Source organism: Nocardioides lijunqiniae (genome assembly GCF_015024225.1).
GTDB lineage: Bacteria > Actinomycetota > Actinomycetes > Propionibacteriales > Nocardioidaceae > Nocardioides > Nocardioides lijunqiniae.
This window is the reverse complement of sequence record NZ_JACJGM010000001.1, coordinates 365,114-388,434: the sequence shown is the minus strand read 5'-3', so window position 1 is coordinate 388,434 and position 23,321 is coordinate 365,114. Positions and strand designations below refer to the sequence as shown.

Genomic DNA, 23,321 nt, shown 5'->3' with positions numbered 1-23,321 from the left:
CCTCACCCGGCCGCGGCAGTTGAACACCCCATGAAGACCCGCCTCGCGCCGCTGCTCGGCCTCGCCCTGGCCGCCGCCACCCTGACCGTCGTACCGACGTCGGCGGGGGCGGTGTCGGCGGGGGCGGTCGCGACCAGCGCCGAGGCCGCGCCCGTCGCGAAGCCCGGGGTCAGGGTGACGAACGGCTGCCTGCGCAGCGTCCCGGAGGCGAAGGGCGGCGCGCCGGTCAGGATCTGCTACACCCTCTTCAGGCCGGCGCGGGCCAGCGCCGAGCGGCGCGTCCCGATGATCATGCACAGCCACGGCTGGGGCGGATCGCGCACCACCGACCCGGCCCAGCTGCGGGCCTTCACGCGCGCCGGCTACGGCGTGATCTCCTTCGACCAGCGCGGCTGGGGCGAGTCCGGCGGCAAGGCGCACGTCGAGAGCCCCGCCTTCGAGGGCCGCGACGTGCGCGCGCTCGTGCGGCTCGTGAGCCGCCTGCGCTGGGTGCGGCAGGACGGCCGCGGCGACCCGCGCATCGGCGCGGTGGGCGGCAGCTACGGCGGCGGCTACCAGTTCGTGGGCGCGTTCGAGTCGCTACGGCTGCGCGGCAGGCCGATCTTCGACGCGCTCGCCCCCGAGATCACCTGGCACGACCTGTCGCAGAGCCTCGCCCCCGAGGGCGTCACCCGCACCGAGTGGGCGCTCGGGCTGAGCGCCGCGGCCCTGCCCTCCCAGGCCCTCCCCGAGCGCGTCTACAAGGCCCTCGTCGAGGGCGCCGCGACCGGCCGGTGGCCCGACGGCTCGCTGCCGGGCGGGGAGGACCTGGTGCGGTTCTTCGAGCGCAACGGGCCCAAGTGGCACGCCGACCACGGCCGCCGGCTGAGCATCCCGGTGCTGCTCGGCCAGGGCACCACCGACACCCTCTTCCCGCTCCAGCAGGGGCTCGCCAACTGGCGGCGCGCACTCACCGAGCGCGCGCGCCGGCAGAGCATCTTCGTCGGCTACAACGGCGGACACGTGCTGCCCGCGGTCCTCCCAGCCGGCGTGAGCGTCACCTCCGACCCGTGCAGCAGGAAGCTCGCGGGCGGCGACTTCCGCGCGCTGACGGTGAGGTTCTTCGACGCGAAGCTGAAGGGACGCACGACCCGGCTCCGCGGCTTCGGTCGCATCCACCTCGCCACCCCGGCGAGCCGCTGCACCACCGTGCGGTCGGTCGCGCCCACCAAGCGGTACGCCGTCGGCAGGGTCGCCACGACGACCGGACCGGCCGGCGCCCCGGTGGCCGTCCCGGTCGTCCGTGGCCCGGTGCGCGTCGCCGGGTCGCCGTACCTCACCGGCGCCGTGACGGCCCTCGGCGTGGAGAACCGCGCCTTCTACGGCCTCGCCATGGGCACCTCCCCCGCCACCGCCCGGCTCGTCCAGAACAACGTGCTCCCGCTGCGCGAGCCCACCCCGGTCACGGGCGTGACCCGGCGGGTGGCGCTGCCGTCCGTGGCCGTCGACGTGCCGGCCGGGCAGACGCTCTACCTGCTCGCCTCGGCCACCAGCGACACCTTCGTGACCATGGGCTCGCGCACCCCCGGCGTCGTCGTCCTGGACGACACCGTCGTCTCACTACCCGTTGTCGGCCGCTGAGCGCCTACCCTCGACACGGTGCGCACACTTCCTCGGGTCGCCGCCCTCCTGCTGGGCTGCAGCCTCCTCGCGGCGCCGTCGCCCTCGAGCGGCGGCGGGGCGGACGACGACACGCGTCTCTCGACCGGCCTCCCGTCCGACGGCCGGCCCGCGAGCACCCAGCTCTCCACCCGCCCGCGGATCCCGCAGACCTCCGACGGCGTGCGCGGCGAGATCGCGCGCCCGATCCCGCGCCGGCTGCGCGGCCTCGCCCGCGCGACCGCGCCCTCGGCCGAGTGGCGGGTCGCCCCCGGCATCCGCTACCACCGCTGGGACCAGGTCGACGCCCGCGGTCCGATCCGCGCCCACCTGCTGACCGTCAACCTGCGCACGCGCGGCGTGAGCCTCGGCTACGGCTCGCCGGGCTACGTCGCGCGCACCGACGAGGTCAGCGACATCGTGGCCCGCAGCAAGGCCGTCGCCGGCGTCAACGGCGACTTCTTCGACATCGGCGACACCGGTGCGCCGCTCGGCATCGGCCGCAGCCCGAGCGCCGGGCTGCTGCACGCGCCGAAGGCCGGCTGGAACGCCGCCTTCTTCCTCGACTCCCGCGGGCGCCCCGACATCGGGCCCCTGCAGCCGGTCCTGCGGGTCGCCAAGCGGCCGGGCATGACCATCACCAACTACAACTCCCCCGCCGTGCCGCCCGGCGGCATCGGCGCCTACACCCCGCGCTGGGGCCTGACCTCCGGCTACAGCGTGACCGACGGCCGCCGCCGCGGGGTGCGCTACGTCCGCGTCGTGCGCCAGCGCGTCGTCGAGACCGGCCGCCGGCTGTCGCAGGGCAAGCGCGTGCGAGGCGTCATCCTCGTCGGTCGCGGCCGAGGCGCGCGCAGCCTGATGGCCCTGCGCAAGGGCGACCGGGTGCGGCTGCAGCGCGGCATCGCCGGCTCGCCGCGCCTGGCCATCACCGGCAACAAGATCCTGGTCCGCGACGGGGTCATCGACGTGGTCGACGACCGCGAGATGCACCCGCGCACGGCGATCGGCTACGACCGCGACACCGGCGACGTCCTGATGCTGGTCGTCGACGGCCGCCAGAGCTTCAGCCGCGGCTACACGATGGTCGAGCTCGCCGAGCTCATGATCGACCTGGGCGCCGACGAGGCGCTCAACCTCGACGGCGGCGGGTCCACCACGATGGTCGCGCCCAAGCCCGGCGAGCGGGTCAGCGTGCGCAACAGCCCCTCGGACGGCGCTCAGCGCAAGGTCGCCAACGGCCTCACCGTCCGCTACCGCAAGCCCAGCTGACCCCTACGTCGCCGGGTCGGCCGCGGCCGGGGCGATGTCGCCGGGCACGTCGACGACCACGACGGTCGTGACCGGGGCGAAGCACTCCTGCAGCGGGCTGGCGACCTTGGCCGGGGTCACCGTCCAGGCGCCGTCCTGACGGGTCACGAACACCTCGGGTGGCACGTCGCAGCCCAACGCCACGACCGCCGCGCCCAGGCTGTGCCCCGTGGCCAGGGAGTGCTGGTCGACGGCGGCGCGCACCTGCTCGCCCAGGGTGGCGGAGTCGAGCTGCGCGAGGAAGGCGTCGACCGCCGCGCCCTCCACCGGGGTGAGCACGTCGGCGGCGCTCCCGCCCGCTGCGGTCTCGCTCAGCAGGGCGACCACGACGGGCTCGCCCGTGGGCGGCGGCTCCGTCGTCCCGCCGGAGGACGGCTCGCCCGGTGTCGGTGTTAGTGAAGGGGAGGACGAGGACGCCGGGACGTCTTCCGCGGTCGTGTCCCCACCGTCATCGCCGTCGCCGCAGCCGGCGAGCAGCGTCAGCAGCAGGAGGGGTCCGAGAGTCCGTCTCATGGTGGTTGGACGCTACCCCTCGGGGGCCGGTTCCCGCCGCCCTGGCACGCTGGCGGCGTGACCGCGCCACCTCCCGCCGAGCGACGCCGCAGCTTCACCCGCGCCGAGCTGGACGCCTTCCGCGACGCCCTCGTGGCCGACCTGTTGCCCGGACCCGGCCAGGAGCTCCGACTGCTCTTCGTCGGCATCAACCCGGGCCTCTGGACCGCCGCCACGGGCAGCCACTTCGCCCACCCGGCCAACCGGTTCTACCCGGCGCTGCTGCAGGCGGGCATCCTCGAGCGACCGATCAGCCCGTCGGCCGGGATGACCGACGAGGACCGCGACTACCTGCGCGCCCGGGGCATCGGCATCACCAACATCGTGGCCCGCGCGAGCGCTCGCGCCTCGGACCTCAGCGCCGAGGAGCTGCGCGAGGGCAAGGAGCGGCTCGCCGCACTGGTCCGCCGTACGACGCCGGCGGTGGTGGCCGTCGCCGGCATCACCGCCTACCGCACGGGCTGGGGCCACCCCAAGGCCGTCCTCGGCCGCCAGCCCGAGGACCTCGAGGGCGCGCAGCTGTGGGTGGTGCCCAACCCCAGCGGGCTCAACGCCCACCACACCGTCGCCACCCTCGCCGAGGCCTACGCCGAGCCCGCCCGCGCCGCGGGCATCGTGGCGGCCTAGAAGGACTGGTCCTTGCCGAGCACGGTGAGGCCGTCCTCGACGACGAACCCCCTCGCCCGGTCGGCCTCGTGGTCGACGCCCACCTGGGCGCCGTCGGGCACGACGACATTCTTGTCGAGGATCGCGTTGCGGACGATCGCGCCGGCGCCGATGCGCACGTCGTTCATCAGCACCGAGCCCTCGACGACCGCGCCGGCCTCGACGCGCACCCCGGGCGAGAGCACCGAGCGCTGCACGCTCGCGCCGCTGACCACGACGCCGGGCGAGAGCAGCGCCTCGTCGACGGCCGCCTCGCTGCCGTCGACGCCCTGCACGACCTTGGCCGGGGGCTGCGGGCCGTAGGAGGTGTAGATGGGCCAGGCGAAGTTGTAGAGGTTGAACACCGGAAGCGGGGAGACGACGTCCATCTGGGCGGCGTAGTAGGACCCGAGCGTCCCGACGTCGCGCCAGTAGCCGCGGTCGCGGTCGGTGGCGCCGGGCACGACGTTGTCCTTGTAGTCGTAGACGCCCGCCAGCTCGCGCCGGACGAAGGCGGGGACGATGTCGCCGCCCATGTCGTGCTTGGAGCCCTCCATCGTGGCGTCGCGGGTGACGGCCTCGATGAGGGCGTCGGCGTCGAAGACGTAGTTGCCCATGGAGGCCAGCACCTCGCCGGGGCTGTCGGGCAGGCCAACGGGGTTGGTGGGCTTCTCGAGGAACGCGCGGATCCGCGACGGGTCGTCGGGGTGCACGTCGATGACCCCGAACTGGTCGGCCAGCTCGATCGGCTGCCGGATCGCGGCCACGGTGCACGTGGCGTCGCTCTCGCAGTGCTGCTGCACCATCTGGGCGAAGTCCATGCGGTAGACGTGGTCGGCGCCCACGACCACCACGATGTCCGGCTTCTCGTCCTTGAGCAGGTTGAGCGACTGGAAGATCGCGTCGGCGCTGCCGAGGTACCAGTGCTTCCCGACGCGCTGCTGCGCGGGCACCGGGGTGACGTAGTTGCCGAGCATCGTCGACATCCGCCAGGTCTGCGTGACGTGGCGGTCGAGGCTGTGGGACTTGTACTGCGTCAGCACGACGACCTTGAGGTAGCCGCTGTTGACGACGTTGGACAGCGCGAAGTCGATCAGGCGGTAGATCCCCGCGAACGGCACGGCGGGCTTGGCGCGGTCGGCGGTCAGCGGCATCAGTCGCTTGCCCTCGCCGCCCGCGAGCACGATGGCCAGGACCTTCTTGCGGTTCGGGGCGCTCATGGATGCACCGTATCCCTCGAGCCACGTCCGAGTAACGTGCCTCACGTGAGGATCGACGTGCTGAGCAAGGAGTACCCGCCCGAGGTCTACGGCGGCGCGGGTGTCCACGTGACCGAGCTCGTGCGAGCGCTGCGGGCGCGGCGCGACGTCGAGGCCCGGGTGCACGCGTTCGGAGCGCCGCGCCAGGAGGCCGGCACGGCGTCGTACCCCGACCTCGCGGAGCTCGCCGGCGCCAACCCCGCCCTGCAGACCCTCGGCGTCGACCTGGCCATCGCCGACGCGTGCGCCGGCGCCGACCTGGTCCACTCCCACACCTGGTACGCCAACATGGCCGGCCACGTCGCGTCGCTGCTGCACGGCGTCCCGCACGTCGTGTCGGCGCACTCGCTGGAGCCGCTGCGGCCGTGGAAGGCCGAGCAGCTCGGCGGCGGGTACGCCGTGTCGTCGTGGGTGGAGCGCACGTCCTACGAGGCCGCGGCCGCCGTGATCGCGGTGTCGGCCGCGATGCGCGACGACGTGCTCGCCTCCTACCCCGCCATCGACCCCGCCCGCGTCCACGTCGTCCACAACGGCATCGACACCGAGCAGTGGGCGCCGCTCACCGCGCCCGACCGGGTGCGCGAGCTCGGCGTCGACCCCGACCGCCCCTCGGTGGTCTTCGTCGGCCGCATCACCCGGCAGAAGGGCCTCCCACTCTTCCTCCGGGCGGTCGCCGAGCTGCCTCCCGAGGTGCAGATCGTGCTGTGCGCCGGCGCCCCCGACACCCCCGAGATCGCCGCGGAGGTCGAGGGGCTCGTGAGCGAGCTCGCCGCCCGGCGTACCGGCGTCGTGTGGATCACCGAGATGCTCCCCCGCCCCGACGTCGTCGCCCTGCTCACCCAGGCCACCGTCTTCGCCTGCCCCTCGATCTACGAGCCCCTGGGCATCGTCAACCTCGAGGCCATGGCGTGCGAGACCGCCGTCGTCGCGACCGCCACCGGCGGCATCCCCGAGGTCGTCGTCGACGGGGAGACCGGCCGACTGGTCCCGATCGAGCAGGCCACCGACGGCACCGGCACCCCCCTCGACCCCGACCGCTACGTCGCCGACTTCGCCGCCGCCCTCCTCGAGGTCGTGGCCGACCCGGCCCGCGCGGCGCAGATGGGCGTCGCCGGCCGCCGGCGCGCCATCGAGTCCTTCGGCTGGCCCGCCATCGCGGACCGCACCGTCGACATCTACCGCTCGCTGGCCTGAGCCGCGCGCGGCCGTCCGGCCGGCTGTAACGCAGCGGTCGGGGGCCGCTAGATTCGCCGGCGTGACCAAGCTGATGTTCGCGCTGTGGGGCTCGGACCTCGCCACCTCCCTGCACCTGCCGACGCTGCGCGACGCGCTCGCCGCCGCCGGGGGCGAGCGGGTGCAGCTCAACGTCGACGACGAGCACGTCGCGCCGGCCATGCGGATCCCGACGTCCGAGGAGCCCATCGGAGCGATCGTCAGCGTCTGGACGTCGGGCCCGGCCGAGCCGGTCGCGCAGGTGCTGGCCGGTGTCGCCGCCCGCGTCGCCGGCTGGGAGGTCGAGGAACGTCGCCCGATCGACCCGCCGGAGACCTGGGACGGCGCTCGGGGCGACGGTCTCGCCAACGTCGCGGTGCTGCGACGGCCGGCCGAGCTCACGCAGGAGGAGTGGCTGCACCGCTGGCTCGTCGACCACACCCCGGTCGCGATCGCCACGCAGGCGACGTTCGGCTACCTGCAGAACGTCGTCGTGCGCCCGGTCACGGCGGAAGCGCCGCCGGTCAGCGCGCTCGTCGAGGAGCTCTTCCCGATCGAGGGGATGAGCGACATGCACGCGTTCTACGGCAGCGGCGGGGACGACGCGGAGCTGGCCGCGCGGCTGACCCGCCTCATGACCAGCGTCGCGAGGATCGGCGCCGACCGCGACCTGGACCTGGTGCCGACGAGCCGGTACCTCTACCCGCTCACTCGCTGACGTAGCGGTTGACGACCTTGCCCGTGAGGTCGGCCTCGAGGTAGCCGCTCTCCTGGAAGTCGTTGGAGGCGTAGACCGAGATCCACGCGTCCGCGGCGCCGAACTCGTCGGGCTTCTGCAGGATGACGTAGACGCTCGTCGGGTCCTCGACCAGGTTGTTGCGGGCGCGACGCACGAGCGGCGCGATCACCGACGGGTCGATCCGCGCCAGGTCGAAGCGCTGGAAGCTCGAGCGCCCCGGCGACGGATCGGTGTCGAGGTCGCCGTCGTAGTAGTAGCTCAGCTCCCGCGGTCCGGTCGCCTGCGCCGGCACGGCGACGGAGGCGTACGTCGGGTAGAGCACCACCCGGAACACCGTGGTCGTGCCGGTCTCGGCCTCGATCGCGTCGCGGAGGGCGTCGAAGTCGGCGGGCCGGAAGAGACTGGGACGTCCCTCCTCGGGCACACCGTCGGGGCCGACGCCCTCGCTGAACGTGTCGGACCCGAACGGGTCGGACTCGAAGGGGTCGTCGCTGATCGCCGAGAACACACCGAGGATGACGCTGCCGACCACCACGAAGATGACGACGAAGAACACGATCGCGCAGCCCTGCCCCCCGGAGGACTTCCGCGTGCCGAAGAGCTGCTTGGCGGTCGCCGCCGTCCCCCGGGGTGGGCCGTAGGGGTTCGTCGAGACCGGGGTCGCGGGCGCCTCGTACGTCGGCCACGAGGTCGGCGCTCCCGTAGCCGGCGTCGTGCTCGGGGTCTGCGTCGCGCCGGGCTGGTCGCGGTAGGCCAGGTCGTGGACGACCATCCGCACCTCGGACGCCGTCTGCGCGCCGCGCAGCTGCATCACGCGGTGGTCGCGGTCGGCCTGCACGATCCGGCCGTCGGCCAGCGCCGCCTCGACGGCCTTGATCGCCGCGTTGCGCTCGCTGTCGCTGACCGGGTCCACGCTGAGCACCGTAGTGCCACCAGGGCCCCCGGAGCCATCACGTTCGACGACCCGCGTCACGTTGTCCACAGGCGTCACGCCGCCCCTTCCGGCCACGCGCCTCGAGCGGTAATTTCGGCTCCACCTTCTCGGGAAGGACCGCTCGTGCCCCACCTCCGCCTCGCCGCTCTCCTCGCCACCGCGACCCTCCTCGCCGCCGGCTGCTCCGACGACGCCCCTCAGCCGCGCGTGGAGCCTCCGCCCAGCGCAACCCCCACCGAGTCCCCCTCGCCGACGGAACCGACTGCGACGTCAAGCGCACCGGCGGCCCTCAACCCAGTGCAGACCGTCCGAGCGTGGGTCGCCGCCCGCAATGAGGCGCTAACCAACGGTTCAACCACCGCCGTCTACGAACTCAGCTCGTCGGATTGCAAGAGTTGTCGAGACCTCACTGAGCCCTTCGCAAAGGTCTACGCGGCTGGCGGATCAATTGATTCGAAAGGCTGGCTAATCGACAGCATTGAGCGCCGCCCAGACTTCTCGAGCAATCGACAAGTTATCGCGGCCATGACCTTTGCGGCTGGTCAGATAATCCGGGCCTCGGGGAAGCCCCCTTCTCAGTTCTCCGAAGAAAAGCACATCCTTCAGTTCGATCTCATCCGACGCGACTCGGCTTGGCTGGTCGCCGAGGTGGTGTTCCTGCCATGAAGCCCATCCATCTATTGGCACTGGCCCTGATGGGTGGGCTCGTGTATCTCCCTGCGTCGGCGACTCAAGCGGGGTGCGTTAGAACTGAAGTGGTCAACTTCGTCATGGACACCGCTGTCGTGACTGTCGTCGAGACCTGCTCGGAGAACACCGGCGGCGACTCGTCAGCCACCGACGCGGCTACTCCGACCATCGGTGGAGCCGCATGTGTTGCGGCTTCACTGCTCTTGGAGGATGCCCCAGCGGACTATTGTGCGGGACCCCCCGCGCAACCTGTCCTCACGGACGATGTTGTGGCTGCTGCTCTGCGTCGCCTCCCGCTTCCCCCGTCCCAGCTCGTGGTGCAGCCACCCAACGGCCGCACGCTGGTGAACTTCGCGACGAACTTCTACACCGAGACCGAGCCGTTCACGCGGACGATCACGCTGCTCGGGCAGCAGGTCGACCTGCGGATCCGGCCGAGCGCGTTCGGGTGGCGCTTCGGCGACGGGGAGCGGGTGACGACGAGCGAGCCGGGGTCGCCGTACCCGCGGCTGGAGATCACCCACCGCTACCAGGACCGAGGTGCCGTGCGGCCGTCGGTGGACACCACCTACTCCGCCGACTGGCGCGTCGGCGGCGGTCCGTGGCAGCCGGTGAGCGGCACGGTCACGATCCCCGGCGCGCCCGTGGCGCTCGACGTGGTCGAGGCCTCGCCCACGCTGGTCGGCTACCGCTGACCGTCGAGCTCCGCGAGCCGCTCGTGCAGCTTCCGACGTACGTCGTCCGGCGTGACCTGCGCGCGCTTGCGCTGGTCACGGGCGAGAATGGCTCCCGTGGCGGCCACCCCGGTCAGTCCCGCGATCCCCAGGATCTTCCACAGCTTCACCGACAGGACTCCCTCACGTTGGACACCTCCAGGCTGACGCTCGACGCGGCGGTCGAGATCACCCGCACCGGCGACCTCTGGCTCTTCCGCGGTCGCTCCGCCGCCGACCACGCTATCCGGGTCGTGACCAACGCGCCGGTCAACCACGTCGGCATGGCGGTCGTGATCGACGACCTGCCACCGCTGATGTGGCACGCCGAGCTCGGCAAGGGCCTGCTCGACGTGTGGACCGGAGACCACCACCGCGGCGTGCAGCTGCACGACCTGCGCGACGCGGTCACCCAGTGGTGCGGCCGCTACGAGCAACGCGCCTGGCTGCGCCAGCTCGACACCGAGGTGACGCCCGACATGGAGGCGGCGGTGCTGCGCACGATCGCGCGGCTGGACGGCACGCCGTTCCCGTCGACGGCCAAGCTCGCGACGCGGTGGGCACGCGGACGGGTGCGCAGCAAGGCGCCGGCCGAGCTGACCTACTGCGCGGAGGTCGTCGCGGCGACGTACCAGGCGATGGGACTGCTCGACGAGCGCCGCCCGACCAACTTCTACGACCCCGGCACGTTCTGGTCCGGCGACGGGCTCGACCTCGAGCGCGGCGCCCGGCTGGGCGACGAGATCCCGGTGCTCGTCAGACCGTGACGTCTAGGCGGTGACCCAGTCCTCGCCGTCGAGTACGCGCATGACCGGGTCGGACACCGAGCCGCGCGGCACGTGGCCGAGCAGCGAGACCGCGGTGAACTCCGCGGCGTAGCCGTCGAACGCCCGCCCGCGGCGCAGCATGGCGTGCTTGCCGCCGGGGATCTTGATGAAGCCGACCTCGGTGGTGCGGGCGATGCGGCGCGCGACGAGCTCGGCGCGCTGTGGGAGCGCGATCCGGTCGGCCGTGCCGTGCACGACGAGCACCCGCCGCCCGGACAGGTCGACGGAGTCGTCGGGGTAGACCCACGGGTTGAGCGCCACGACGGACTCCACACCGCGCTGGTCGCCGGCGAGCAGCGCGGCGCGGCCACCCAACGAGTGACCGACGAGACCGACCGGCAGCTCGCCGTGGCGCTCGCGGACCTGCCCGAGCGCCCACTCGACGTCGGCGACGGGCGTGTGCTGGGTGTCCCAGCCGCGGTAGGAGTTCAGGACGCGGTAGACGGCGAGCTTGCCGCGTCCCTCGCGCGCGACCCGCTTGGCCGTGGGGATCATCCGCACGACCGACAGCTGGGTGGGGCTCACCATCATCTGCTGACCACGGCTGGCGCCGCCGTGCAGCACGAGCACGACGCCCGTGGGGAGCTCGGGCTCACGGACGGGGAGGAGACGCGGCTGGGCCTGCACGCGCTCAACTATCCCCGGTGGCCCCAACAGCGTCCTCGCCACGACTGCTGCGCGCCGTGACGTACGACGGGGCGCGCAGCCGCCGCACCCACCCGTACTGCTCGAGCCCGGGCAGCTGGTGGCGCACCGGGTCGAACGACACCGACTGGTCGTCGGCCTCGAGATGGCTCAGGCGCAGGTCCGCCACGTGGCGCCAGTCGCCGTCACCGACCGCGCACAGGATCTCCACGGTCGACCCACCGCTGGATCGCGCGGCGAGCACGACTGGGCCGGCGACGGTGCGGTAGGGCAGCAGCGTCGTCATCGGTCGTCCGTACTGGCTCCTGCTCAGCGTGAGCGCGTAGCGCGTGAGACGCCCCATCCCGGTGGTGGAGAACAGCAGGTCGCCGTGGCTGCCGTCGGGGTTGGTCACCTTGATCGCCAGTCCGTGCACGTCCGGCAGCCAGCCGGGCAGGCCGACGGAGCGCGACTCGCGCACGACGACCTCGTCGGTCGAGACGGCGTCGAGGAAATCCACCCCCAGCGGGGGCTGCAGGCCGTGTCGGTAGAGGCACGCGTTCGCCACCGAGCCGCGCGGGTGGAGCGGCTTGGCCGCCGGCCGTACGGCTGCCAGGGCGCGCGTGCCGGTCGCCAGCACCGCCCCGCCGACCGACGCTGCGCGACGTCCCAGCTCCGGGCTCAGGCCCTTCACATCGGGGTCTGGCTGCCGACGTCGCCGCGCAGGGCGCGCTGGCCCACCAGGCCCATCCCGACCATGCCGATGGCGAGGACGAGGTGCAGCCAGTTGTCCGCGTCGTTGAGCGGGACGAAGTTGGCGTCACTGCCGTGGCCGACCAGCAGTCCGTAGACCCACAGGACGAGGTAGACGATCCCGCCTCCGACGAGGTAGGCGATCGCCGTCGTGGCCTTGCGCGCCAGCACCAGCCCGGCGACGCCGAAGAGGAGGTGGACGATGTTGTGCAGGACGGAGACCTGGAAGATGCCGAGCAGCTTGGCGCCGCTCTCGTGGCCCGCGAGCTCCATCGTGTCGTAGTCGGTCGTGACACCCGGGACGAACCCGAGGACTCCGGCGAGGAGGAAGACCGCTCCGGTCGCCAGGGCGAGGGTGCGGGTGAGCTTGTCCCGGCCGTCGTGGGCCGTGCTCGCGTGGTGGTCGTGGACGGACATGGGCCCGCTCCTCTCATGGGGAAGGCTCCCGGTGCCCCTCCCTCCCATCACCACGTTCGCCCGAAGGGGTGGAGTCGCACCGTCCGGGCCCGGGTACCTGAGGGCCCCTCTCGAGGAGCAACGATGACCCCCAGCAAGCCCGCCAAGAAGGCGGCCGCCAAGGCCACCAAGGCCGTCAAGTCCACCATCGACAAGGCCGCAGAGCTCCTGGAGCCGGTGATTCCTGGCACGCCGGGGGCCGCACCGGCGACCCTGGAGGAGCCGACCAAGCCGATGGAGCCGCTGCCGCCCAAGCCCGACCAGCGCACGCCGGACACGCGCACCGCGACGGGCACCAAGGTCGACGCCCTCCCGACCGATGCTGCGCAGCAGGGGGCGTACCTCACGACCTCCCAGGGCGCGCGCCTGCGCGACAGCGACCACTCGCTGAAGGCGGGCCCGCGCGGGCCGACGTTGCTCCAGGACCACCACCTGCGCGAGAAGATCACCCACTTCGACCACGAGCGCATCCCCGAGCGCGTGGTCCACGCGCGCGGCGCCGGCGCCCACGGCACCTTCGAGGGCTACGGCTCGGCGGGGTCCGTCACCAAGGCGGGTTTCCTCGCCAAGGGCAAGGAGACCCAGGTCTTCGTCCGCTTCTCGACGGTCCTGGGCTCGCGCGGCTCGGCCGACACGGTGCGCGACACCCGCGGCTTCGCCACGAAGTTCTACACCGAGGAGGGGACCTTCGACCTCGTCGGCAACAACATCCCCGTGTTCTTCATCCAGGACGGCATCAAGTTCCCCGACGTGATCCACGCCGGCAAGCCGCACCCCGACCGGGAGATCCCGCAGGCGCAGAGCGCCCACGACACCTTCTGGGACTTCGTCTCGCTGCACACCGAGGCGCAGAACCACACGATGTGGAACATGTCGGACCGCGGCATCCCCCGCTCCTACCGGATGATGGAGGGCTTCGGCGTCCACACCTTCCGCTGCGTCAACGAGGCCGGCGAGACCTCGCTCGTGAAGTTCCACTGGAAGCCCGTGCTCGGCGTCCACTCCCTCACCTGGGAGGAGGCGCAGCTGATCAACGGCATCGACCCCGACTTCCACCGCCGGGACCTGTACGACGCCATCGAGTCCGGCGCGTTCCCCCAGTGGGAGCTCGGCATCCAGGTCTTCGAGGACAACGAGGAGCAGATGTTCAACGGCATCGACCTCCTCGACCCGACCAAGATCGTGCCGGAGGAGCAGGCCGAGGTGCAGCCCATCGGGCGCCTGACCCTCAACGCCAACCCGACCAACTTCTTCGCCGAGACCGAGCAGGTCGCCTTCCACGTCGGGCACCTGCCTCCCGGCATCGACGTCACCGACGACCCGCTCCTGCAGGCGCGGCTCTTCTCGTACGTCGACACGCAGCTGACCCGGCTGGGCGGGCCCAACTTCTCGCAGATCCCGATCAACCGGCCGCACGCGCCGGTCAACGACATGCTGCGCGACGGCTTCCACCAGCACGCCGTCCACGGCGGCGTGGCGCCCTACAAGCCGGCCTCGCTCGACGGCGGCTGCCCGTTCTTCGCCGGGGCGGACGACAACGCCTTCCAGGACCTGCCGGTCCGCGTGGCCGAGTCGACCAAGGTGCGCGAGAACCCGGCGTCGTACGACGACCACTACAGCCAGCCCCGCCAGTTCTGGCTGAGCATGACGCCGGTCGAGAGGGAGCACATCGTCCGGGCCTACACCTTCGAGCTCGGCAAGTGCTACGAGCAGGCGATCAAGGAGCGCCAGCTCCAGTCGCTGGCCAACATCGACCCGGTGCTCTGCCAGGAGGTCGCCACCGGCCTCGGCCTGCCCGCGCCCCAGGCCACGATCCCGCTCGAGGACCCCGACCTCAGCCCCGCGCTGTCGCAGGTCGGCGGGGAGTGGCCGCCCGACGGACGGATGGTCGGCATCGTCGTCGACCCCGCCGGCGACCTCGAGGGCGTCCGCGCGCTGCGTCGCACCATCGACGCCGCGGGCATGGTGCCGCTGCTCATCGCCCCGCACGGCGGGATGGTCGGCGACATGCCCGTCCAGCGGACCTTCGCGACCGGTCGCTCGGTGGAGTACGACGTCCTGCTCGTCGCCGGCGCGCCGGTGCCGGCACCCGACGCGCTGGGCGCCCGCGACGACAAGGCCGGGACCCCCGGCCAGCCGCTCATCGACCCGCGGGTCGTGCTGATGGTCCAGGAGTGCTTCCGGCACGCCAAGGTGATCGGCGCCTGGGGCGAGGGTGTCCAGGCCCTCGCGGCTGCAGGAGTCCCGTCGGACGAGCCCGGCGTCGTCAGCGGTGAGGACGCGGCGACCGTGTTCACCGAGGTGCAGGGGCTCATGGCCGCTCACCGAGTCTGGGAGCGCTTCCCCGCCGCGATCCAGTAAGAGCTAGGCGCAGGACACGCACGTGCGCGCCGTCGGGCGGACCTTCATCCGCCCGGCGGCGATCTGCTGCCCGCACACGGCGCAGCGGCCGTAGCTCCCGTCGTCGAGACGGGCGAGCGCGGCCTCCACCTCCTCGAGGTGCTGGGACGCCTGGCGCACCAGCGCACCGACCTGCGAGCGCTCGAAGGCGATGGTCGCGCCCTCGGGGTCGTGCTCGTCGTCGGCATTCGTGTCGCGCGAGGCGTCCACGACGCTGCGGAAGTCTCCCCGCAGCGTCGCGAGCCTGGCCGCCGTCCGTGCCCGGTCGGCCAGCAGCAGCTCGCGGGCCTCGCTCACGGCGCGGGCGTGGGCGCCGGCGCGGTCGGGGTGGGCGAGGGCTGGGTGGTGGGCTGCCCGGTCGGCGTGCTCGACGGCTCCTCGGTGGGCTCGTCGCTCGGGGTCTCCGACGGCTCCTCGGTGGGATCGTCGGACGGCGTCTCCGCGGTGGGATCGTCGCTGGGCGCCTCGTCGCTCGGCTCCTCGGAGGGCTGCTGCTTCGGGTCGTCCTTGCGGTCGCCGCGGTCCGAGGAGCCGCCGCCGGTGAAGGTCGAGCTCGAGTCCTTGTCGCTGCCGCCGGTGTAGGAGGCCACGCTCCGGCCGGTCAGCGCCTCGAACGAGGCTATCGCGACCAGCACCAGGAGGAACGTCGCGGCGGCCAGCAGCCCGATCCGCTTCCACGGCAGCAGCAGCAGCCGCTCGCGCAGGCCGAGCTGCGCCGGGGCCGCGTCGTCCAGCTCCTCGCGCGCCTGCTCGAGACGGTCGTCGGCCACCTCGAGGTGCGCCTCCACCGCGCCGGTGTCGTTCTGTCGACGACCGGCGCGGCGGACCTCGGCCTGGGCGATGCCCACCTTGGCGAGCGCGGTCTCCTGCGCCTTCGCCATGGTGCGCTTGCTGCGCGCCAGTCCCTGCGCGTACACCTGGCTGGAGATCGTCACCGCGATGCTGCCGAGCGCGGCGCCGATCAGGGTGCCGGCGGCGCCGAGGGTCGACAGCAGGACCGCGGTCGTGACCGCGGCCAAGGCCCCGGCGATGGTCTTGAGCCAGTCGATCTTGGGCGGGTTGTCGGTCTCAGTGTCGTCACTCATCTCCTTCCAGGGTGCCAAACACCTCCGCGGAACTCACATCCCGCGGGGGTGAGTCAGGACACCTCCTGCGCGGTGACCACCAGGTTGTCGGCGTAGTGGAACCCGCCGCCCCCGGTGCTGCGCCTGTTGGTGCAGGTCACGAGGTGCAGGAGGTGGGGCCCGTCGGTGCGGAACACGGTCCCCGGGACCCCGCGGCGACGGTCGTAGCGGCGGATGCTCCGGACGACGAAGCGGTGGACCTTCCCACCGGGCTCCGCCCAGCGCACGACGTCGCCCACGCGCGCCTGCCGCAGGCGCCACAGCGCTCCGGGGCGGTCACTGCGGTCGGAGACGTGCCCCGACACCACGCTGGAGCCGATCAGGTCGTCGGCCGCCGCCGTGGCGCTCAGCCAGCCCAGGCGGAACCGGTCGTTGGGGATCGCCATGGTGCCGCGGTCCAGGCCCACGGGGTCGACCGGCGCCCGCAGCCCGATGCGGTCGATGCGCAGCTGTCCCGCCGGTCGACTCCGCGCCGAGGACGGGTCGTGCGGTGCGACGTAGGGCCGGTAGAGGTAGCGCGGCTCGGTGCGGGCCGTGGGGTAGGTGAGCTCGCCGTCGGGGCGGGTGCTCGCACGAGCCGGCCCGGAGGGCACCTCCGGGATGCGCGGGAGCGGCGGACGCGTGACGAGGGCCGTCTCCACCGGGATCCCGGGCCTGCTCTCCGCGGGCTCGGTCGTGGCGCTGGCCTGCAGGCGCTCGCTGTAGGTGTAGCAGCCGGCGGTGCGCAGGAGCGTGCCTCGGGTCGTGTGGGTGCCGTTGCCCCTCGCGACGAAGGAGCCGCTGTCGGCGATCCCCGAGCCGCGCCAGCGCAGCCCGTCGCACGAGCCGTTGGCCCGCGGGGCCCGCGGGCCGTGCAGCCACCAGCGCACGACCACCCGGTCGCCCCGCGCCAGTCCACGGATGCGCACCCGGTCGTGGAGGCGCTGGCCGACCAGCGCGTGCTGGTCGGAGACGACCGTCGTCACGCGCGGCGTACGGCGCACGGCCAGCGCGGTCTCCGGGACCAGGCCCGGCGGGCTGCTGGCCTCGTGGGTGAGCGGCGTCGCCGGGACGTACTGGCTGTAGGTGTAGCAGCCGGCCGTGCGCATCGTGGTGGACGGCGTGCGGTGCAGGCCGTCGCCGGCGGCCGCGACGACGCCCCGGGCGGCGACCGGCGCGCCGGTCCAGGTCAGGCCGGCGCAGGAGCCCCCGCGGGGAGCGACGGGACCGTGCAGCGTCCACTGGATCGTCACGGGGCTGCGCGCGATGCCTCCGACGAGCACGGCGTCGTGGATCGCGTCGCCGACGAAGGCGCGCTGCCGGGACGCGGTGGTGCGGACCGTCGGGGTGAACGGCACCACCCGGGTCGTCTCCTCGACCAGGCCGCAGCGGGTGGTGGTGGGCAGGGTCTGCTCGTCACCGGGGAGGTGCTCGACCCAGGTGTAGAGACCGACCTGCCCCACGGTCACCGGCGGCGTCTCGAACGTGCCGTTGCCGCTCACGGGGAACGTCACGCGGCCCGCGACCCGGTCCGGCGTGCAGTCACCGGGTCCGGGCTGGGCGTCGTAGGGCCCGAAGAGCGTGGCGGTGGCGCGGGCGGCGTAGCCGGCCGGGAGGCCCGAGACCGTCACGATGTCGTGGATCCGGGCACCGGGCGTCACCTCGGCCTCGGAGGTCTGCGTGATCACCCGCGGACGCGCCCTGCGGATGCGCGCCGCGGCCTCGACGACGGCGGTCGTGCGGCTCTCCTGGGCGATCCAGCCTCGCTGGCGCCCGGCGTTGCGCGCGTGCGGCCCGCCGTGGCCGCGCCAGTCGGCCGTGCGGTAGAGCAGGCCGTCGGAGGAGGGGCCGGACGCCGACGCGCGCACCCGGTAGCGACCGACGTCGCGCGGGCGCACCCGCACCTGCGAGCGGTGGCGTCCGGTGACCAGCGTCCGCGGGCACCGGACCGGGCCGCGGCAGCTGAACCGCACCCGCACGCCCGGGACCGGACGCCCGGCCGCCGACATCACGCGCACCCGGTAGGTGCGGCTGCGGCCCAGGTGCACCGGGCCGCTGCCGCGGCTGTCCATGACGAGGCGGTAGGGCCCGTAGTAGGCCGAGGCCGCACGCCACATCTCCTGCGCGAGCCCCATGATCGAGCCGTCGAGTCCCCCGATCGGCGGCCGCACGCGCTCCCCCACCTCGAGGCCCTGCGGGTAGACCACGGTGCCGTCGCGGCGGCGGCCGTCACTCATCACCTCGCGGATGATCAGCGCGATCGCGGCGTCGCGCTCGTCGCTGCCCGTGGACCCACGGCCCGCCCACGTCGAGATGACGTGGTTGAGCGCCGCGACCTCACGGTCGCGCACGCGGTCGCCGAGCTGGTTGACCAGCCGGCGCGTCGAGACCTCGCGGGCCTCACGGGGCAGCCGCGAGTCGTAGAGGAAGTCGATGCAGAAGAACACCCGGCCGCTCGGCGCGCGGTAGGTGCCGATCCAGGTCAGCCCGCTGCGGCCGTCGACGCGGTAGCGCAGGCAGGCGCCGTTGACGAGGTTGGGATCGATGCGGCGGCAGGTGTCCTTGGCAACGCGGGTCGCCGCCTCCGCCGGCGGTGCGCCGCCCGGTGGGGCGACCACCAGCGCGAGCCCGGCGACGAGCAGGGCGAGGACGGTGAGCAGGGACAGGCACAGCGAGCGGGGCTTCCGAGAGATCGACATGGCGACCACCGTTGCCAGGCGCGGAGCCCGTGAAAACCGCGATCTCGCCGCCTGTGGATGACCGCGTGGAATCCGTGTCGCCACCGACACCACGCGCTAGCGTCACGCACATGGATCCGCTCGAGGCCGAACGCCTGCACGCCGACATCGAGTACGGCCTGCGCCTCGACAAGGCCGAGGCTCACGAGGCCCTCGGCCGTCGGATGTCCCCCGGCGAGCACGGGCGCGTCCTCTTCCTCCAGGCCGCCGCCGGGCACTGGATGCTGCGCCACGAGCACGAGCGGGCCCGAGCGCTGCTGTCCTCGATCCAGGACGAGCCGTCCGAGGGCGTCATCGCCACCCGTGCCGTCCAGCTCGAGCTGGCGTTCGCGACCGACGATCCGGCGTGGGCCGACGACTTGCTCCAGCGGCTGCTGGACGACTTCCGCAGCGGGCTGCTGACGACCTCGACCTGCCTCTTCGTCGGGGAGCTGCTGCTCGCGAACGGCCGGCTGCGCCAGGCACAGCGCTGGCTGACGTTGCCTCTCTCCCGGCTGGACCCGGACGAGGACCTGGACGGAGTCGAGGAGATGTGCGTCGAGACACGCGCCCAGGTCCGACGCCAGCTCGGGCTGCCCCATGACCGGTACGACGCACTCGCCGCGCAGCTGGAGGCCGGGTACGGGCCGGACTTCTAGACCGAGCCGACAGGGTCGGCAGAGGCCCAGCACCAGCGACACCGATCACTTGCCGCACCGGAAAGCGTGCGCTAGGTTTCCGGCATGGAAAGCGATCCCCTCGACGACGTCCGTGAGGCGCAGCGCGTGGCCGACCGCGCCGAGGCTGCGCCCTACATCGACTTCCCGCCGACGCCGTGGTGGTACCCGCCCGCCGCCGGGCTCTGGGCCGGGGCGCTGGTGTCGATGCTGGCGCTCACCGAGCGCCGCTCCCCCATCTCCGTGGTGGGCATCGCGCTGCTGCTCCTGGTGCAGATGGCGTTCGTGACCTGGTACACCCGCTACCACGGGGCGCTGCCGTCGCCGAAGGGCGCGCCGCCGGAGTTCCGGCCGGCGTTCGCCCGCTACACGGCGGGCATCCTGGTGATCATGGCCGCGGGCGCGCTGGTCTGGCTGCTGCTCAACGCGTGGGTGGCGGCAGCGACGACCACGGTCCTGGTGACGGTGGGCCTCACGCTCTACGAGCGGGCCTACGCCGACGCCGCCGAGCGGACGCGGGCGCGTCTCGGGTGATCGAGGACCTCGACCCCGTCATCCACGCGCCCAAGCGACTGGCCGCGATGGCGGTGCTGACCAGGGCCGACGCGACCTTCCCGTTCCTGCGCGACCACCTGGGCGTGAGCGACTCCGACCTGTCCAAGCAGATGGCGACCCTCGAGAGGGCCGGGTACGTCGTGATCGCCAAGGCCGGTCGCGGGCGCGGCTCCGTGACGTCCTACCGCCTCACGCGGGAGGGCCGCGCCGCCTACGCCCGACACCGGCGCGCACTCGCCGCGATCCTGGAGCAGGCCGGCGGCTGAGGACGCATAGGATCCGCGCATGAGCGAAGGCAGCGGCGAGCAGATCAGCCCCGACGGCAAGTGGCGATGGGACGGGCACAACTGGGTGCCCCACCAGGGCGCCGCACCCGAGACCCCGCAGTCGCAGCAGGCCCCGCCGTCGCCGTACGGCGATCCCCAGGCCGGCACGCCGTACGGACAGCCGCAGCAGCCCGCGAGCCCCTACGGCCAGTACCCGCCGCGTCCCTACGGCTTCACGCCGCCGCAGAAGAGCAACACCACGCGCAACGTGCTGCTGGTCATCGGCCTGCTGGCGCTGCTGCTCGTCGGCGGCTGCCTCGCGGTGGTCGGCCTGGCCGCCAACGAGATCGACAACGCCGTCGACGAGGTCACGGCCAACGACCGGGAGCCCGGCGGCGTCGACAACCCGCTCGAGATCGAGCAGGGCGAGGCGTTCGACGTCTACGGCTTCGAGTACCAGGCGGGCTGGAAGATCCTGGCCGACGACCTCGGCGAGGCCGATGTCGTGGGGCTGAAGTACGAGAACCAGCGCGACGCGATCGACGACGCGTCGGTGCGGATCAAGCTCTTCCAGGGCAACGAGCTGCTCGCCACGGTGAGCTGCCGCTCGGAGACGGCCGAGGTCGGCCAGATCGTGCCGCTCGACTGCTACTCCACGGACACCATGCCGGCGGCCTACGACAAGATCACGATCGCCGACGCCTACTAGGTCTCACGCGGGGCCCCGCGCGGGCCTCACGCGTCGACGCGCTCGGCCAGCGTGAACGGCACGGTCAGCACGCCGCCCTTGACCGCCAGGTGGTAACGGGTGCGGCCGCGCTTGACCAGCGTGCCCACCACGCCCTCGTAGCGACCCTGCGCGGTCACGCGCATGCGGGCGCCCACGTCGGCCGGGGGCGCGTCGAACAGGGTCGCGGGGCGCGACAGGATGCGGCACAGCTGGGCGTCGTAGGCCGGCGTCATCGGGACCGTCTGCCCGTGGTGGGTCCAGGTGAAGAGGTGGGCGGGATCGAAGGCCCTGGAGCAGGTGGCACACGCCATCGGGCGGGTCGGTCGACGGTGGCGGGTGACCCGGTGGCCGGCGCCGCACACGCCGACCCAGGCGCCGTCCACGCCCGGGGTGTCGGCCGAGATCAGACGCTCGCCGCTGCAGCCGATGCGGCGCGCGGTGGCCTTCCAGACGCGGTCGTGACCGTGGCGTGCGCCGACCAGTGCGTGGGCGATCTCGTGGAGGATCGTGTCGCGGACGTCGGCGTCGCTGTGGACCTGTGTCAGGGGCGCGGACAGGCCGATGCGGCGCTCGGACTCGCGGCAGATGCCGGCGCGGCGCTTGGCGCGGTCGAAGACGAGCTCCCAGTCGTGCAGGCCGTGCTCGTCGAGCAGCGCGCGGCCCAGCCGGGCCGCCTCCGCGAGCTGCACGTCGTACCTCCCTGACCGTTCCCCGGTGTCGACTGCCGAGTGACGAGACGATCCTAGGAAGCGCCGCCGACATCGAGCCGCTGGGCACCGATGACGCTGAGGAGCTGGAGCTTCTCGTGGCTCTCGCTGCCCGGCGCGGCGGTGAAGACCAGCAGCCCCTGCGACTGCTCGATGTCGTAGAGCACCTGGCAGTGCACCTCGACCAGGCCCACCTCCGGGTGGGCGATGCGCTTGAGCTTGGTGTGCTTGCGCTCGACCTCGTGCTCGGCCCAGACGGAGGCGAACTCCTCGCTCGTCGCCAGCAGCGCGTCCACGATCTCGGCCGCGCGGGAGCCGGCGCCGTCGCGCGCGTAGGCGACCCGCAGGTCGGCGGTGAACTGGCGGCCGTGGCGCGGCCGGTCCTCCTCCGGGTAGATCGCCCGCGACTCCGGCTGCGTGAACCACCGGTGCACGACCGAGCGGTCCAGCCCCTCGTACGACGTCTCGTCGCCGAGCAGCGCGACGGCGGGCGGCGTCTGCACCAGGGTCTCCCCCACGCCGTTGACGACCATCGCGGGCGTGTCGGCGAGCCGGTCCAGGATCCGCATCAGCCCGGCGTCGACGTGGTCCTCACGACGCGCGCGGCGCGGCGCCGGGTGCCCGCCGAGCAGGAAGAGGTGGTCGCGCTCGTCGAGCGAGAGGTGCAGCCCCCGCGCGATCGCCGCCAGCATCTGCTCGGAGGGCTGCGGGCCGCGCTGCTGCTCGATGCGGCCGTAGTAGTCCACCGACATCCCGCTCAGCGCCGCCACCTCCTCGCGCCGCAGCCCTCCCGTACGCCGCCGCGGCCCGCGCGGCAGCCCGACGTCCTCGGGCTGGAGCGCCTCGCGGCGGGTCCGGAGGAAGTCGGCGAGCTGGGCCCTGTCCATGCCCCCCAGTGTCCCAGGCTGGGTCACACGCTGGGTCACACGCTGGGTCACAGGAGCATGCCGCCCGACGCCTCGACCCGCTGCCCGGTGACCCAGCCCATGGCGTCCGAGGCGAGCGCCGCGACGGCCGCGCCGATCTCGTCGGGCTGCCCGACGCGGCCCATCGCGGTGACGGCGCCGAGGTGGGCGCGCACCTGGTCGTCGTCGCGCAGCGAGCCGCCGCCGAAGTCGGTGGCCGTCGGTCCCGGCGCGATGGCGTTGACCGCGATCCGGCGCGGGCCGAGCTCCTTGGCGAGGTAGCGCGTGTAGACCTCGACCGCCCCCTTCATCGAGGCGTACACCGACAGCGCGCCGTCGCCGGTGAACCGTGCCAGGCCCGTGCTGGTGTTGATGATCCGCCCGCCGTCGGCCAGCAGCGGCAGCAGCGCCTGGGTCAGGAACACGACGCCGGTGAAGTGCACGGCCACGAGCTCCTGGACGGCGCCGAGCTCGGTGCTGCCGACCGGCGTGGGCGCGGCGACGCCGGCGTTGTTGACGAGGACGTCGAGGCGCTCCCGGCCCCAGTCGGCGGCGAGCGTGCGCCGTACGTCGGCGGCGAAGGCGTCGAAGGTCTCGACCTGCGTGGTGTCCAGCTGGAGGGCGACGGCCCGACGGCCCGTGGCCCCGATCTCCGCGACGACCGCGGCCGCCTCGTCGGCGTTGGCGCGGTAGGTGATGATCACGTCCGTCCCGGCCCGAGCGAGGTGGAGCGCGGAGCTGCGCCCCAGGCCTCGGTTGCCGCCGGTGACGAGCGCGGTCCTGGTCTGCGTGGTGTCGCTGTTCGGTGTGGTCATGCGTCCAGCCTGCGCCGGCACGTCGTGCGGATGAAGGCCGTGACTATCCAGGGACCACCGGTCCCTGGCTGGCTCCAGTCGGTGGTCGAGGTG

The 23,321-nt window shown here is 73.1% G+C and carries 26 protein-coding genes; 13 read left to right on the top strand and 13 right to left on the bottom strand.

Annotation, left to right across the window (positions count from 1 at the left end; genetic code table 11):
• The first annotated feature begins 30 nt into the window (after window positions 1-30).
• Together IRQ30_RS01855 and IRQ30_RS01850 are read left to right on the top strand one after the other, a co-directional pair.
• On the top strand, window positions 31-1,620 hold the full coding sequence (locus IRQ30_RS01855; protein WP_193611339.1) for an alpha/beta hydrolase: 1,590 nt from the start codon (window positions 31-33) through the stop codon (window positions 1,618-1,620).
• A gap of 18 nt (window positions 1,621-1,638) precedes the next feature.
• Window positions 1,639-2,910 carry a phosphodiester glycosidase family protein gene (locus tag IRQ30_RS01850; RefSeq protein WP_193611338.1) on the top strand — a complete coding sequence of 424 codons (1,272 nt, stop codon included), beginning with the start codon at window positions 1,639-1,641 and terminating at the stop codon, window positions 2,908-2,910.
• Between the two features lie 3 nt (window positions 2,911-2,913).
• Here IRQ30_RS01850 and IRQ30_RS01845 read toward each other — a convergent pair whose 3' ends face one another.
• Window positions 2,914-3,462 carry a hypothetical protein gene (locus tag IRQ30_RS01845; RefSeq protein WP_193611337.1) on the bottom strand — a complete coding sequence of 183 codons (549 nt, stop codon included), beginning with the start codon at window positions 3,460-3,462 and terminating at the stop codon, window positions 2,914-2,916.
• A gap of 57 nt (window positions 3,463-3,519) precedes the next feature.
• On the opposite strand from IRQ30_RS01845, the gene IRQ30_RS01840 reads away from it, so the two are divergent.
• Complete coding sequence (locus IRQ30_RS01840) at window positions 3,520-4,128, top strand: uracil-DNA glycosylase family protein (RefSeq protein WP_193611336.1); 609 nt, start codon at window positions 3,520-3,522, stop codon at window positions 4,126-4,128.
• Here IRQ30_RS01840 and glgC read toward each other — a convergent pair.
• Entirely contained in the window at window positions 4,125-5,366 is a 1,242-nt protein-coding gene (gene glgC / locus IRQ30_RS01835; RefSeq protein WP_193611335.1) for a glucose-1-phosphate adenylyltransferase, read from the bottom strand. The genes IRQ30_RS01840 and glgC overlap by 4 nt on opposite strands.
• A 45-nt stretch (window positions 5,367-5,411) precedes the next feature.
• On the opposite strand from glgC, the gene glgA reads away from it, so the two are divergent.
• Both glgA and IRQ30_RS01825 read left to right on the top strand, forming a co-directional pair.
• Window positions 5,412-6,599 carry a glycogen synthase gene (glgA, locus tag IRQ30_RS01830; RefSeq protein WP_193611334.1) on the top strand — a complete coding sequence of 396 codons (1,188 nt, stop codon included), beginning with the start codon at window positions 5,412-5,414 and terminating at the stop codon, window positions 6,597-6,599.
• A gap of 61 nt (window positions 6,600-6,660) precedes the next feature.
• Complete coding sequence (locus IRQ30_RS01825) at window positions 6,661-7,335, top strand: hypothetical protein (RefSeq protein WP_193611333.1); 675 nt, start codon at window positions 6,661-6,663, stop codon at window positions 7,333-7,335.
• Here the strand turns inward: IRQ30_RS01825 and IRQ30_RS01820 are convergent.
• Entirely contained in the window at window positions 7,325-8,269 is a 945-nt protein-coding gene (locus tag IRQ30_RS01820; protein WP_193611332.1) for a DUF1707 domain-containing protein, read from the bottom strand. The genes IRQ30_RS01825 and IRQ30_RS01820 overlap by 11 nt on opposite strands.
• Window positions 8,270-8,413: 144 nt before the next feature.
• Between IRQ30_RS01820 and IRQ30_RS01815 the strand changes: the two genes are divergently transcribed.
• Window positions 8,414-8,956: a DUF6318 family protein gene (locus IRQ30_RS01815; protein WP_193611331.1), complete on the top strand. Its 543-nt coding sequence runs from the start codon at window positions 8,414-8,416 to the stop codon at window positions 8,954-8,956.
• Between the two features lie 338 nt (window positions 8,957-9,294).
• Entirely contained in the window at window positions 9,295-9,675 is a 381-nt protein-coding gene (locus tag IRQ30_RS01810; protein WP_193611330.1) for a hypothetical protein, read from the top strand.
• Here IRQ30_RS01810 and IRQ30_RS01805 read toward each other — a convergent pair.
• Window positions 9,666-9,824: a hypothetical protein gene (locus IRQ30_RS01805; RefSeq protein ID WP_193606531.1), complete on the bottom strand. Its 159-nt coding sequence runs from the start codon at window positions 9,822-9,824 to the stop codon at window positions 9,666-9,668. The two genes, IRQ30_RS01810 and IRQ30_RS01805, sit on opposite strands and share 10 nt — an antisense overlap.
• 18 nt (window positions 9,825-9,842) lie before the next feature.
• Between IRQ30_RS01805 and IRQ30_RS01800 the strand changes: the two genes are divergently transcribed.
• Entirely contained in the window at window positions 9,843-10,460 is a 618-nt protein-coding gene (locus tag IRQ30_RS01800; protein ID WP_193611329.1) for a hypothetical protein, read from the top strand.
• Between the two features lie 3 nt (window positions 10,461-10,463).
• On the opposite strand, the gene IRQ30_RS01795 is transcribed toward IRQ30_RS01800, so the two are convergent.
• From IRQ30_RS01795 to IRQ30_RS01785, 3 genes are read right to left on the bottom strand one after another with little or no spacing between them, the layout of a single operon-like run.
• Entirely contained in the window at window positions 10,464-11,147 is a 684-nt protein-coding gene (locus IRQ30_RS01795) for an alpha/beta hydrolase (protein ID WP_193611328.1), read from the bottom strand.
• A 4-nt stretch (window positions 11,148-11,151) separates the two neighbouring features.
• Window positions 11,152-11,838: a hypothetical protein gene (locus tag IRQ30_RS01790; protein ID WP_193611327.1), complete on the bottom strand. Its 687-nt coding sequence runs from the start codon at window positions 11,836-11,838 to the stop codon at window positions 11,152-11,154.
• Entirely contained in the window at window positions 11,835-12,314 is a 480-nt protein-coding gene (locus IRQ30_RS01785; protein ID WP_193611326.1) for a DUF4383 domain-containing protein, read from the bottom strand. The genes IRQ30_RS01790 and IRQ30_RS01785 overlap by 4 nt, the downstream gene beginning before the upstream one ends.
• A gap of 123 nt (window positions 12,315-12,437) precedes the next feature.
• Here IRQ30_RS01785 and IRQ30_RS01780 point away from each other — a divergent pair, with 123 nt between their 5' ends.
• Entirely contained in the window at window positions 12,438-14,714 is a 2,277-nt protein-coding gene (locus IRQ30_RS01780) for a catalase (protein ID WP_193611325.1), read from the top strand.
• Window positions 14,715-14,717: 3 nt separating this feature from the next.
• Here IRQ30_RS01780 and IRQ30_RS01775 read toward each other — a convergent pair whose 3' ends face one another.
• From IRQ30_RS01775 to IRQ30_RS01765, 3 genes are read right to left on the bottom strand one after another with little or no spacing between them, the layout of a single operon-like run.
• Entirely contained in the window at window positions 14,718-15,050 is a 333-nt protein-coding gene (locus IRQ30_RS01775; protein ID WP_193611324.1) for a TraR/DksA C4-type zinc finger protein, read from the bottom strand.
• Window positions 15,047-15,838, bottom strand: a complete 792-nt coding sequence (locus IRQ30_RS01770; RefSeq protein WP_193611323.1) for a hypothetical protein — start codon at window positions 15,836-15,838, stop codon at window positions 15,047-15,049. Before IRQ30_RS01770 ends, IRQ30_RS01775 begins: the two co-directional genes overlap by 4 nt.
• A 53-nt stretch (window positions 15,839-15,891) precedes the next feature.
• Window positions 15,892-18,555, bottom strand: a complete 2,664-nt coding sequence (locus IRQ30_RS01765; RefSeq protein ID WP_193611322.1) for a class F sortase — start codon at window positions 18,553-18,555, stop codon at window positions 15,892-15,894.
• A 110-nt stretch (window positions 18,556-18,665) separates the two neighbouring features.
• Here IRQ30_RS01765 and IRQ30_RS01760 point away from each other — a divergent pair, with 110 nt between their 5' ends.
• The 4 genes from IRQ30_RS01760 to IRQ30_RS01745 all read left to right on the top strand — a co-directional run bounded on the left by IRQ30_RS01760 (window position 18,666) and on the right by IRQ30_RS01745 (window position 20,780).
• Window positions 18,666-19,232, top strand: a complete 567-nt coding sequence (locus tag IRQ30_RS01760) for a hypothetical protein (protein ID WP_193611321.1) — start codon at window positions 18,666-18,668, stop codon at window positions 19,230-19,232.
• A gap of 84 nt (window positions 19,233-19,316) precedes the next feature.
• Entirely contained in the window at window positions 19,317-19,784 is a 468-nt protein-coding gene (locus IRQ30_RS01755) for a hypothetical protein (protein ID WP_193611320.1), read from the top strand.
• Window positions 19,781-20,071: a transcriptional regulator gene (locus tag IRQ30_RS01750; protein WP_338089524.1), complete on the top strand. Its 291-nt coding sequence runs from the start codon at window positions 19,781-19,783 to the stop codon at window positions 20,069-20,071. Before IRQ30_RS01755 ends, IRQ30_RS01750 begins: the two co-directional genes overlap by 4 nt.
• A gap of 19 nt (window positions 20,072-20,090) precedes the next feature.
• Complete coding sequence (locus IRQ30_RS01745) at window positions 20,091-20,780, top strand: hypothetical protein (RefSeq protein WP_193611319.1); 690 nt, start codon at window positions 20,091-20,093, stop codon at window positions 20,778-20,780.
• Window positions 20,781-20,806: 26 nt separating this feature from the next.
• Here IRQ30_RS01745 and IRQ30_RS01740 read toward each other — a convergent pair whose 3' ends face one another.
• The 3 genes from IRQ30_RS01740 to IRQ30_RS01730 are packed head-to-tail and all read right to left on the bottom strand — an operon-like array spanning window position 20,807 to window position 23,228.
• The gene (locus IRQ30_RS01740) at window positions 20,807-21,490 is read right to left on the bottom strand and encodes a SprT-like domain-containing protein (protein WP_193611318.1); all 684 of its coding nucleotides are present in this window, start codon (window positions 21,488-21,490) and stop codon (window positions 20,807-20,809) included.
• 53 nt (window positions 21,491-21,543) lie between these two features.
• Window positions 21,544-22,395, bottom strand: coding sequence for a helix-turn-helix transcriptional regulator (locus IRQ30_RS01735; protein ID WP_193611317.1), 852 nt, complete (start codon window positions 22,393-22,395; stop codon window positions 21,544-21,546).
• A gap of 47 nt (window positions 22,396-22,442) precedes the next feature.
• Complete coding sequence (locus IRQ30_RS01730) at window positions 22,443-23,228, bottom strand: SDR family NAD(P)-dependent oxidoreductase (protein WP_193611316.1); 786 nt, start codon at window positions 23,226-23,228, stop codon at window positions 22,443-22,445.
• Window positions 23,229-23,321 lie beyond the last annotated feature (93 nt).